Genomic DNA, 12,552 nt, shown 5'->3' on the forward strand with positions numbered 1-12,552 from the left:
GAAATAAATAAAATTAAATAAAGTATTAATTAAGGAACTCATAATTTCATTGATATTGTAATAATGAGTTAAATAGCGCAGTTTCAAAAATTAATATCATTTCAACGGTAGAATATTTCATTAAAATGGCTGGAGAGTGTTTTTATGGTAATTCATTTGGAGGATAACTTTTTTGACGTCCCAGACTTTAGAAATAGGACTGCGGTTTTCCGCAACCGTGAACACGCAGGAGAAATTCTTTCAGAAATGTTAATGCAGTATAAAAATACAGAAGCTATTGTTTTTGCGATTCCTGCAGGGGGAGTTCCAGTTGGAGCAGTAGTGGCTTCTAAGCTCCAAATTCCACTTGATATTGCGGTTGTAAGTAAAATTACGCTCCCATGGAATACTGAAGCAGGCTATGGGGCAGTAGCTTTTGACGGTACGGTACGTTTAAACGAAGATATGATATCTCGAATTGGGCTTAAAGAGGAAATTATGGAGGCTGGAATTGAGCAAACACGTAATAAGGTTAGAAATAGGGTGGCAGAATTTAGGGGAGGAAAGCCTCCTGTTCAGGCAGCAGGCCGACCTGCTGTACTGGTGGACGATGGAATTGCGTCGGGTTTTACAATGTTAGTTGCTGTGGAAGCTTTGAGAAAGGCAGGTGCAAACAGAATAATTATTGCAGTGCCGACTGCTAACCTGAATGCTGTGGAATTTATACTCCCAAATGTTGAAGAAGTGTACTGCGCAAATCTCCGGAATGAATGGGCATTTGCTGTGGCTGATGCGTACCAGCACTGGTCAGATGTGGGTGAAGAAGAGGTAACGGAACTTTTGGGTTCATTTAGGAACCTTTAAAAAATTGACTTAGAAACATCTTTTATTTTTTGTCTGATTTGTAAATTAATGCTAGTGATCTAGCCAGGTAATGTAAACATATGCATACACAACCAATGGTGTTAATATTAAATCTATAATATCTTGATGGGTTAAACCTAAAGTATGTTATGGGGAGTCCTATCATCATTAAGATTATATAAAGAGATTCTGCAAGTACATACCATTTTATAAAGTTATTTCGTCTATTTGTCCCATAATACGCTTTTTCAGGATCAATATTATATATTTATTTAAAAGAAATTTCAGTGAATACTTCTTTTCTATAGCTCATAGTTTACGTATATTCTAATATTAGGCATTTTCGAACATGGATTGATAGTCTTCATAAGGATAGGTTCCAATATGTTTGGTTATAACCACCAGTCGATATATGGGGACATTTGTATATAGGTTAAAATCAGCATAACTATTATTATTGAGGCCATAATGGTTAAATAAAGTTTATCCTTTTGATACTGTTTAATTTTGAATATGCCGGCAGTAAATATGATTAAACCACCACCTAAAATAAAGATACTGAATAGATTAAATGTGCCGTTAAATAGAAAATAGCTTAAGCCCCATATTATATATAGGATTCCCAGTAAAATTACTTTATTTGACTTTTCAACATGTATCTTTTCAGGAGCATCATTTATAAGGACTGCATATCCTTTAGCTTTAAACTGTTTAAGTAATAAAAATTTTTTTCTACAATTAATATTAATTACTGCATTAGCCCCTAATTGCGCTGCCTCTTGCTTTAATTTATATTTAATATTTTCTATTGCTTCATTTTCAGATAAAGTTGGATCAGAAGTAGCATTTATTATGCCTAACTTAGTGTGGGAATTTTTGATTGGAAAGTGGTAGAGATTCACGTTTTCAGGATTAATTGGTTTTAGGGGAAATGAATTGTTAAATTTAAGGTATTCAACTGCTATTTCTCGTACATGCGCATTTTCATCTTCATTTAACATTTTTTTTACAATTTCTAACGCTGAATTATCGTCCTGTTTTATTAGGGAACTTAAGGCTTTATATCGTGTTTGCCACTTTTCATTTTCTAATAAACCTATTAATTCTCCTGTTTTATTTTCATGCCCCATTGATCCACCTTTCCTGAAATCTTAAAAATAGGTTGATTAAAATAATATAAAAACTTAATTAAAAAATAATTCCTGCTTTTACAGGTCATTTTAATTTAATCTTCTCCCGTGTTTGCTTGAAATTTTAGACTTCTCTTCCCCAGAAACATGAAAAGTTTCACCTTCTAAACTCGTAAGCCAAAAATCTAAGTTCAACTTCTCTAATTGCTTCAATAAGGTGCATATATTTAGTTTTACACGAAATTTGCCCTGTTAAGTTTAAAAGCAATCTTATCAATCATACTTTAAATGCATTGGTTGTAAATATGGCATTATATCTTAATTTTGCTGTTTGAAAAGCAATGGTTTTATTCAGAGTTACATTTAATACCGATTAATAATAAAAATATAAAATATATTATTAATATATTTAGATATAATGGGGGTATGTGTTATGCAGGGTATGCCTAAATGTTCGGATTTAGAAAAAGAAATAGATAATTTAGAAAATGAGATTAAACATATTCAAAATGAACTTTTTACAAGCAGGGGCGTAAGTATAGGAAATGCAGAAAATTCAGAAATTATGGGAAAGATTAACAGTTTACGTACTGAAATCAAGTTTAAAAATTCAGAACGAGCACACTGCAGGCCGTAAAGGCCCTGCTATCTATGACGGTGCTTAATTTCTTGGATCAATCATCAATAATTACTTTGCTTATTGTAATTGTAGCTAGTTTGATGATTTTTTATGTATACTACACTTTTCCGGATTTGTTAATTAAAATTTTGAATTTAATTAGAAAAAGGTAAAATTCTTGGAAAATTAGATTAATTTAGTTTACTTATTCAAAGTTTTTGAAAAAATTTTGTAACATTTTATTTTTTGCAATCACAATCTTCATCATCACAATCGCAGGGTTCTTCGAGTAAAAGTTGTCTTATATCATATAGTGGAGTATTTACCAGTTCTAATACTGCAAATCTAATTTCTGCATCGTTTTTTTCTGTCCATTCTTTTCCTGCTGCTTCAAATGAAATTTTAAAATATTTCCTGAAAATATCAACAGCTTCTTCTAATTTAGGTTCTTCCCATTCTACTTCTTCATTTTCTTCATGGTTCAAGGTAAATCCTCCCAGGTAATTGTATTTATAAAAATTAAGATAAATAAGTTTTCAACATACTTTAATTAGTTAAGTATTTCTGAAATTCTGGTTTTTAAAGTCGAAAAATAAATCATTGAGATTATTTTAATTTGATAATATATCTATGCTGACATAGGTTAAAAAGAGTATGTAAATAAAATTAGTGGGGATGTTTCTTTTAATGGGGATGTACTTGGGATTTTGGGTCACGGTAGGTTTACCTGTTACTTGTTTTTGGGATTGTCGAAAAATTTTTATATTTTATTTAGAAATGATTGATTATGGTAATCCCTGTTATATTTTATTTAATAATTTCTTTAATAATGGGTATTTTTTTTATAATTGTAGGTTGTTTGGCTGTCAATCAATATATAAGAAATCGTGAAGGAACTTTGATATCTACTATATTTCCATTTATTTTAGGAATTATTGGTATTATGGGTGCTATCTATGGTTTTATTAGCTTTCTGTTAGTAATAGCCTTTGTAATTTATATTATAATCTCTGGTTACTCCAAATATATTTCATATAAACACCCTGAAATAAAGGAAAATCGAGAGGAATATCTGGAGAAATTGGAGAAACATCGTGAAATGTATAAAAAAACATCCGTTTACAAGTTTATGAGAATTTCTAGATATATAATGCTCGGTTGTACTGTCTTTTTAGGTGTATTTATTCTGGTAGTTGTAGTATTTAATATAACTTTTTAGCTTTGATAACCTGTATATAACGTAGTTTAATAAATTTCAATAAATACACTAAAATTTGTTTCATGAGTGGTTATAACCTATCAAATTTCAATACTAATTCTCTGTCTGAAAAATTTATTTAACTAAAAAAGTTTGACCCTCTTTGTTGGATGCAATATCTTAGATTTACATAATTAAAATAATCATCTCAATCAATTTATTAATATTAATTTTTATTAAGAATTTTCTTCACCTTCAAAGAGTGTTCTATGAACCTTAAGCATATTTTTAGCGGATATTAATAAATCATTATATGTATACACGTTAACATTAAGACTAGAATTTCTTTCTCTTTTACGAATTTCTTTTCTTTGATTTTCGTCGAGATTGTATCCTATATAAAGAAAGATTTTTGGACTTTCGAATTTCAAGCCTTTCTCTTCATAAAGATAGTTTCTGTGGTCTTCTGCAAAATTGCTATAACGTTCAATTTGTGCCCATGCCTTATGAAAAGCTATTAAAGGTTCTCCATTTTTACCAAATAAGTTTATAAATGGAGCTTTTATTTCAAATATGTCATTGCAATCATCAATTACGCGAACACCTGTAAAATCGGGGATATTTTTGTCATCAAAAGTTTCATGAGATTTTATTTCAGAATACATATGTCCGAACAGTACAGGATTATTTTTAAGTAAAGATTGATATTTTGATTCATCATTACATTTACTTTCCAGAAGGTTTTCAAGTTCTTTAATAGCTGTTTCTAACTTATTGGGTTTTTCTACTATTTTATCAGATTCTTCTATAGGAACAATACTAAAATCATTTTCTACAGGTTCACATCCGTCTATAGGTTCTCTTGCAGGGATTGCAATACTAATTTCATTATCTGATTCCCTACTTTTTAATGAAGATAAAACTTCTGAAGATAAAAATTCACTATTTATATAAAAAGTATCTATTCCTTTAAATGAATTTATTAATGAAGTTATATCTCTTGAGTTCATTATTTCAGCTGCTCTCAAGAGGGGAGTCATCATTGAATTCGCTATATTAGATGTCCACAATATTGGACTCATATCCATTGAGCTCATTGCATCAGCTGCCCATAAGATTGGGCTTATATCCATAGAATTTATTATTTCAGTAATTATGGGACTTATATTCATTGAATTCAATGTATCAGCAATCCTTAAGGCAGGATTTATATCTGTTGAGTTCATTATTTCAACCGCTCTAAAGGTTGAACTCATATTCATTGAACTCATCATTTTGGCTGTATTGAGAACAGGGCTAGTATCTATTAAACTCATCATTTCGGCTTTATTGAGAATGGGGCTCATATCTATCAAATTTATCATTTCAAACTTGTTTAAGATAGGGCTCATATTCATTGAACTTATTATATCTGTATTTATCCAAAATTGGCTCATATCTATTGTACTTATCATCTGAAAGTTTCTGTAGGCTTGATCCATATCTATTGAATTAAATATTTCAGCTGCTCTTACAATTGAACTCATATCTCCGTGTTTAATTGTATCATACACCTTTTTTTTATCTCTATTGCCCAATATATCCACGCCCTAATTATATTTAATTAAAAAAGACTATATTACAGTCTCTAACGTCCATAGAGTTTTGTACTATTAAATACTGTTAATCTTGCTTTATTATTTACAATCTATTTTACTCATTAAAAATAATTTAAAAACTATTTTCTTCGATGAAATTCATCAAATTGCAAGTTTTTGTAGTTTTATTTTGCAATCAAATCTTTTTACAAGTTTGTTAACTATTTAATGTACTTCTACTATTGATACTTCTTAACTTCTATTATGAAATATAGTAGAACTTAAGTTTAATATTTGTGACTTGTTGATAAGTATTTTTAATAAGTATATGGGATCATTATACTTTTAAATAGCTATATTGGCTTAATATTGAAATAAAAATTAAATTTTCACAAATTAATTAATTTTAAGCATCTAATATATCATTGTATATGTTTTAAGTCTTTATTTAAGCAATTTTTGTGCACATTATTAAAATTATTAAGATTTAAATATAATTAAATCGTAATACCATATGATACACAAAATAAAGGTAATATAATGTTAGAACTAGCTAAAATATCCAAATGGGCATTTTTCGCATTAGCTTATGTTCCGTTAATTGTTTTTATGTGTATCAGGTTTGCTTCATTAGACCCTTATGTATTCTTAAGTATAGGTCTTTGTGCAGTTTTCATAGTTCTTATTTTATGCATTGTAAATTATGTTATAGATGAATTTGAGGATTCAAATCATCAAATAGAACATTTTTCAGTGGTAGAGTCAAAAAATTCAGAGTTTTTAGCATTTATTATAGTTTATTTAGTACCTTTTTTTGGTTTTACACCAGATACACGATTATTCATTGCACTTATTGTTTTCTTTATATTTCTTGGATTCATCTATATTAAAACGCCTCTTTTTTGTATAAATCCGTTATTAAACCTTATTTGGGGATATAATATTTACGAAATTAATATAAAGAAGGGTAAAGCAGTGTATAAAGCGTTTCTTTTAACAAAACAGGAACTTCCTTTAGGACACAACGCTCGAGATGTAAAAAGAATAAGCAACGAAGTTTATTGGGGGGAATTTAAATTACCGAAGAAATCATAGAAAAATTCAAAGAAATGATTGAAAGTGTAAAAGATAGAGATATTAAAACACAGTTAGTTTTTTGTCAAAAAAGAAGCATATCTGGGAAAACTAGAAAAACTAAGTATAATTTTTATGGAACTAATTTAGATCCAAATTTAGAGAAAGATGTAGGAGAATTTCTTAAGAAAAATGTTGAAGATCTTGATGAATATGATATAATAGATCAAGCTGATGATAATTTAGATAAGTCCCTTGTAAAGGTAGATAACCTAGATGATATAATAAATTGGAAAGAATTTTCTGAGGAAGCTTTTACCGAATCAAGAGAAGTTACAAGTTTAAAAGATATAAAAAAAGATTTAAATTGCTTTGTAATATATTATAAAGATGAAAATAAAGTAATAGGCCAAATAAGGAGAGTATGGCCACGTAATGTATTACTTGAAGAAGAAAATGATAGGGATAATAATAAAAAGATCAGTAAAAAGAGAATTTTTATTAGTGATGAAATCTTTAAAAAAATGGAAATTAAAGAAGATTTAACTATCGATAATTATTTTGATTTCATGTTTTTATTTGAGTATGAGAGTGAAGAAAGCGAAGATGAGGAAGAAAAATTAAAAATTGGATTAATTAATAATTGTGAGAATTATTATTCAATATTTGATTTAGATATCCAATTTGCAAATGAAGCTAAAGAAATTATATCTTCATGTAGTATTTTTAATAATTTTGAAGAACCTACTAAAGTTAAAGAACTGATTGAAGGAGATAGAGTATTACAGAGAACTTTAAGAAATCAAATTTGTAGAGAAGCTTTTGAATCTATTAAGGAAGAGAATCTTATTGAAATAAAAAGTGCTCTAAATGATAATGTAAACTTTGATATAGATGGTACTAGGATTATTTTACCTGAGGAAGAGTCAAAAAAAGCTTTAAAAGAATTTGTAAGAGCAGTAGGTAGATACTACAATAAAAGTATATATGGTGATTCTAGAATCATAGAGGGCAAACCAGTAAGAATCATTTGACCTATTTTTTTTATATTTTAATTAAATTCTTTAAAATACTAGCTTTATCTTTATTCTTTGCTCCATTATTCAATGGCTTTTCAAGTGAACTTATATAATTACGTTGCGTTTCTACCATTATTGTAAGTTCATTAATTTCTTTCTTTAATTGTTCTCGTTCGGTCTTCAAGTGCTTTAACATTTTTCCTATTTTTTCAAAATCTGATTTTTCGAAGTACTTTTATAAATTCATTTAATTCAAATGGGTTATTATCACTTAAAGGAATAATAAACTTTTCAAACTTAATTGTTCTAGTTCTCATTTTCTTATCGATAATTGTCGATACATCTTCGCATTTCCTGACTCTGGAATCAATAGCATCCAAATTTGAACACCTAGTATATACATTAGCATTATATTTTATGGGTTTTGAGTTAGAACATTTGAAAAATAATAGTTGAATTTTTTTTCTATTTGCTTTAATACAAATCATTCTTATTTTTAATCAGAATATCAATCTTATGTAGGTGTATACCTCATTTTCAGGTATTAAAAACTTTAATTTTTTGATTAAATATATAATTCTTTCTATTTGATTGTGATAACAAATATTATCTTTAAGTTTCAAAGGACATAATATTGGCTCTTATGAAAAACAAAAATTCCAAAGTAGCGACAAATAATCATGTAGACAGTCTTTTAAAAGTGTTTATATGTCATAGGTTACCAGAACGAACATTTAAAATAGGTAAATGGTATTTTCCAGTATGTTCAAGGTGTACAGGGATTTATATCAGTATGTTCTCTTATTATTTTTTTGTTTACTTTGTTTATGTACAATATAACCCAATAATCATAACAATCGCATTTTTGATGATAATACCTGTATTATTAGATGGTCTAACTCAATTTTTTGGATTTAGAGAAAGTAATAATGCTTTAAGGTTTACCACAGGTTTAATTGCAGGATTAGGACTTGGAATTTTGTTTAAAGCCATGAAATGGATTTTGTTTAGTTGAAAAAACTAAAATTAAGGAGGCATGAATGAATTGGCAAAAATATGTCCAAATTGTGGAAAACAAAATAAAATTACTGCATCATTTTGTGAAGATTGTGGAACTGCTTTAAATAAAGTTCCAAATACACCAAAGCAAGACAATATTCAAAAAAATGAACAATTAGATAAACCAGCAGGTATACTTGATCAAATAAAAAGATTTTGGAATGCACGGGATACAAAAGGTAAAGCTTTAACAAGTGTTGCTGTATGCTGTTTAGGCGTAATTATAATTGGAGCTATTGGAGGCGTACTATTTCCTGATAAACATATTACAATTGGATTTAATAATGCAACTTATGATAGTCTTGGTACTTATCACATAGATGTTAACAATTCCACTACAGAATATACTATAAGTGGTTATACAGAGGATGGTGCAAATCTTACTGTAAGTTCTTCTGATTTGAATATAAGTGCTCAAAGGATTAATTTAACTTCAGGTAATGGATTTACATATAAAGTAAAAATACCTGCAAATGTAACTAGTGCCACAATTAGATTTGAAGCTGTTAAAGCAGGTAAAGAAAATACTTCTGTTGAACTTACAATAAAAAAGGTGTCTACTCAAGTATCAAGCCAAGCTACCAACACAACACCATCTACAGATACCTCATCAAGTGATAGTTCAGTTACAAGTGCAACTGTGGGTCAAGAACAAGCAGCAAAAAAGGCTCAAGAATACTTAGATACTATGCCGTTTTCACGATCTGGATTAATTAAACAGCTCAAATTTGAAGGATTTACACAACAGGAAGCTGTATACGGAGTAGATCAAACTGGTGCTGACTGGAATGAGCAAGCAGCAAAAAAGGCTCAAAGCTACTTAGATACCATGTCGTTTTCACGATCTGGATTAATTAAACAGCTCAAATTTGAAGGATTTACACAACAGCAAGCTGAATACGGAGTTCAGGCCGTGGGATTGTAATATATAAAACGTCTGCCTGGTGATGGCATTACTTTTAGTTAATTGGTTCAGCAATCAGACTTGTAAAAATCAAATAAAGACGGTGTAGTTTCAGTAGCAGCTAATGTTTGATTTTGTGTAATAGTATCAAAAAAATATTTCTTTTTTTCTTTTTTTTAGTATATTATGAATAAACGAAAATGATATAAAAATTTGAATAACAATTAAAATGCTATTTCAGGTACAAGGTAAAAAAAACTTTTCGAATCTTTAGTTTCCATAGAGTAAATTGTTTATTTTAATTAAAAAAATCTAAGATCAAATTTAATTTTAAATGATTATATATTTACAATCTTGAGCCACATTCTTGACAGTAATTTGCATATTTATGGTTTTTCATTTCAAAAAAAGGGCATTCATTTTTAGAATTTTCAGATAAAGGACGGGCACATGTAATGCAGAAATTAGTGTTGTTATTATTAACCTTACCGTATATATGGCAAATAATAGACTTAGATCTTCTTGTTGACACAATTTAATGTAGCAGTGTTAATTTTTTAATTTTTAGTTAGCCCCTCGGGGCAATAACTCGACTTAAACGAAATTCTATTAAGAAAGAATGATTAATTTTAAATTTGTACTAAAATAGAAATATTTATGTTAAAATAGTCTATTTTAATAAAGAATAACAATGAAAAATAAATTTGTGCTTTTTTTAAACTAAAATATAGAAAAAATTTATATGCTTTATTTTATACATTAATGATTGATTTTATACAAAAATGTACTAAACAATAGCAATGTTGTTTATCCAATTTTGGGACTAATAACTTATATATTATCCAAATGGAATTATCAGTAAAAAGTTATAAAGTAAAGTCTGGCGAATCTTTATGTTAGATAATATACAATTTAAACAGCTATTACATACATTGATATTATTTTTTAGGTTTTGAATTAGAATATTTGAAAAGTACTTATTTTTTGAAAAGATTAAAAATCTTCGATTTTTAACCTTCGGAAATTGTAAATTTCTTCAATTTTAAAAAGATTTATATTGGTTAATTTTATAAAACTAAAAAATGAAATACGTTGAAAATGTAAGTAATGGTTTATCTGATTAGTATAATCATTTAATATGAATTTTATGAGGTTTATTCGGAAAAAAACAGATATAAATGAGGTTAGGGGAAATTTTCAATTTTTTGAACCCCTAAATTTTTGTTAGCAAAAGTTTTAGAGGTTTTTTAGTATTCTAAGCAAAATTGCATAGTTAAACTTTCAAAAAGGTTATAAAGTCATTTGAATATGATGAAAAAGATATAACTATAGAAACCCGTAATTCATATAATATAGGAATAGTGTGAATAAATGACATCAGAAAAAGTAAAATTGCCCGATGAATGGAAATCAATAATAGGAGAATTAACTGATAAAGATTTTGAATATTTATGCTATGAGTTAGTACGTTCAATGGATGGTTTTACTAATGTATCTTTGAGAGATGGGAGTGCTGACGGCGGAAGAGATATAGATGCTATCTATAAAAGTAAAATGCCAGATGGTATAACAGAAATTTTTGAAAAATGTAGGTTTGAATGCAAAAAATATTCTAATGGTATTTCATATCGAGATATAAGTGACAAAATTAATAAAGCAATTTCTAGTCGAATTGAAAAAATATTTATTATGTCTAACATGCATCTCACTCCAGATTGTAAAGATGAAATTGAAAATGCAATGAATAATTTCCAATGTAAGATTATTGATTGGACGGGAGTACGTTTTCAAGATATTCTTTTTCAATATCAAGATATTTTTCACGATTATTTCCCAGACGAAAAAATTCCTGAAAGATTTTTAGATAAAGATAGTCCTCAGGAACTTTTAAAGATAACACAGAGAGCCGGCTCTAATTTTGGCATGAAATTTAAACTTAAAATTAATAATGAAAAAAATATTCCAAAAAGTCTTGATGAAATGGCCACAAATATTAAAGAAAGTCTTTTAGATTTAAAAAATATTGATCTTAATATAAAATCTATGATTTATCAGCAAATGAGTGGTTTATTTTTAAGCATAAAGCGGAGAGAGGATGCATTATTCTTTACTAATGAATCTTTAAAGATTACACCCAATAATATTCCTGTTTTATTAAATAAAGGCCATATTTTAATGGAATTAGGCAATCTAAATGATTCATTGAAATGTTATAATGATGTACTCAAACTAGATAAACAAAATAAATTCGCTCTAATAAATAAAGCCAGTATTTTAAAAAATAAAGGATATTTTAAAAAATCTTTAAAAACAATAAATGAAGCTTTATCTATTGAACCTAACTCTAAAATTGCAATTCATACCAAATCACGAATATTAAGAGATTTTGATAGATCTGAAGAAGCGCTAGAGTTTATAGATCCTTATATTAAAAAGAATAAGAACTCTAAGATATTACTAGATACCAAAATAACCTTATTAACCGAGATGGTGGATTTAGTTCCTTCAATGGAAATGGTTAATAGTCTTTTGGATATATATCCTGAAGATTCTTTTCTATTAAATGCAAAAGGAGCTATATATGGAATTAATTCAGAATATCAAAAAAAGAAAAAATATCTTGATCTTGCAGAAAAATACTTTGATAAAGCATTAGAAATTGAAAAGGATAGTACAGAAATATTGGCTAATAAACTCTATGTTCTTATGGAAAATAAACTTCTTAAAGAAGCTGAAAGTACATTAAAAATGTTAATGGTTGATTACCCTAATGATGCATTAATTTTAGCTAAAAAAGGAGAATTATGTCTTAAAAATAAAGATTTTAAAAAGGCTTTAAAATATTTTAATAAATCATTGAGCCGTAGATATGTTGGTTATACTTATTTAAATAAGGCAAAAACGTTGCTATTACTTCGAAAATATAAAGACGCAATAAAAATAACTGATGAAATGCTAAAAGACACACCTAATGACTATATGATATTGGAAATTAAAGGGAAAGCATTGGAGAGAACACATCAAAACTTTCAAGCGAGAAAATGTTTGAAAATGTCAAAAGAACTTAAAAAAGAACCTATATCATTATTAGAATAAAAAATAAGTTCTATCTTAAAATTTTTCTATGTT

General features: G+C 27.9%; 12 protein-coding genes. 8 read left to right on the top strand and 4 right to left on the bottom strand.

Annotated elements, in window-relative coordinates:
• The first annotated feature begins 144 nt into the window (after positions 1–144).
• On the top strand, positions 145–843 hold the full coding sequence (locus tag EJ01_RS11680; protein ID WP_048080966.1) for a phosphoribosyltransferase: 699 nt from the start codon (positions 145–147) through the stop codon (positions 841–843).
• Between the two features lie 392 nt (positions 844–1,235).
• Here EJ01_RS11680 and EJ01_RS11685 read toward each other — a convergent pair whose 3' ends face one another.
• On the bottom strand, positions 1,236–1,973 hold the full coding sequence (locus EJ01_RS11685) for a HEAT repeat domain-containing protein (RefSeq protein ID WP_048080965.1): 738 nt from the start codon (positions 1,971–1,973) through the stop codon (positions 1,236–1,238).
• A gap of 433 nt (positions 1,974–2,406) precedes the next feature.
• Between EJ01_RS11685 and EJ01_RS11690 the strand changes: the two genes are divergently transcribed.
• The gene (locus tag EJ01_RS11690) at positions 2,407–2,610 is read left to right on the top strand and encodes a hypothetical protein (RefSeq protein ID WP_048080964.1); all 204 of its coding nucleotides are present in this window, start codon (positions 2,407–2,409) and stop codon (positions 2,608–2,610) included.
• 221 nt (positions 2,611–2,831) lie between these two features.
• On the opposite strand, the gene EJ01_RS11695 is transcribed toward EJ01_RS11690, so the two are convergent.
• The gene (locus tag EJ01_RS11695) at positions 2,832–3,077 is read right to left on the bottom strand and encodes a hypothetical protein (protein WP_048080963.1); all 246 of its coding nucleotides are present in this window, start codon (positions 3,075–3,077) and stop codon (positions 2,832–2,834) included.
• 374 nt (positions 3,078–3,451) lie between these two features.
• On the opposite strand from EJ01_RS11695, the gene EJ01_RS11700 reads away from it, so the two are divergent.
• On the top strand, positions 3,452–3,811 hold the full coding sequence (locus EJ01_RS11700) for a hypothetical protein (protein WP_157197557.1): 360 nt from the start codon (positions 3,452–3,454) through the stop codon (positions 3,809–3,811).
• A gap of 215 nt (positions 3,812–4,026) precedes the next feature.
• On the opposite strand, the gene EJ01_RS11705 is transcribed toward EJ01_RS11700, so the two are convergent.
• Positions 4,027–5,367: a Shedu anti-phage system protein SduA domain-containing protein gene (locus tag EJ01_RS11705; RefSeq protein ID WP_048080961.1), complete on the bottom strand. Its 1,341-nt coding sequence runs from the start codon at positions 5,365–5,367 to the stop codon at positions 4,027–4,029.
• Between the two features lie 540 nt (positions 5,368–5,907).
• On the opposite strand from EJ01_RS11705, the gene EJ01_RS11710 reads away from it, so the two are divergent.
• Together EJ01_RS11710 and EJ01_RS11715 are read left to right on the top strand one after the other, a co-directional pair.
• Positions 5,908–6,462 (top strand): hypothetical protein, encoded by a 555-nt coding sequence (locus tag EJ01_RS11710; protein ID WP_048080960.1) that lies wholly within the window; start codon positions 5,908–5,910, stop codon positions 6,460–6,462.
• A gap of 14 nt (positions 6,463–6,476) precedes the next feature.
• Entirely contained in the window at positions 6,477–7,475 is a 999-nt protein-coding gene (locus EJ01_RS11715) for a hypothetical protein (RefSeq protein ID WP_048080959.1), read from the top strand.
• A 194-nt stretch (positions 7,476–7,669) separates the two neighbouring features.
• Here EJ01_RS11715 and EJ01_RS17335 read toward each other — a convergent pair whose 3' ends face one another.
• The gene (locus tag EJ01_RS17335; protein WP_157197556.1) at positions 7,670–7,840 is read right to left on the bottom strand and encodes a hypothetical protein; all 171 of its coding nucleotides are present in this window, start codon (positions 7,838–7,840) and stop codon (positions 7,670–7,672) included.
• Between the two features lie 263 nt (positions 7,841–8,103).
• Between EJ01_RS17335 and EJ01_RS11720 the strand changes: the two genes are divergently transcribed.
• From EJ01_RS11720 to EJ01_RS11730, 3 genes are all read left to right on the top strand, one after another.
• A complete protein-coding gene (locus EJ01_RS11720) occupies positions 8,104–8,475 on the top strand; it encodes a DUF2085 domain-containing protein (protein WP_048081088.1) in 372 nt (123 codons plus the stop codon).
• 21 nt (positions 8,476–8,496) lie between these two features.
• Positions 8,497–9,444 (top strand): Ltp family lipoprotein, encoded by a 948-nt coding sequence (locus tag EJ01_RS16655; protein WP_052376127.1) that lies wholly within the window; start codon positions 8,497–8,499, stop codon positions 9,442–9,444.
• A gap of 1,350 nt (positions 9,445–10,794) precedes the next feature.
• Positions 10,795–12,519 (top strand): restriction endonuclease, encoded by a 1,725-nt coding sequence (locus EJ01_RS11730; protein WP_048080958.1) that lies wholly within the window; start codon positions 10,795–10,797, stop codon positions 12,517–12,519.
• Positions 12,520–12,552: the final 33 nt, after the last annotated feature.

This window comes from Methanobacterium veterum, assembly GCF_000745485.1.
GTDB classification, from domain to species: Archaea; Methanobacteriota; Methanobacteria; order Methanobacteriales; family Methanobacteriaceae; genus Methanobacterium_D; species Methanobacterium_D veterum.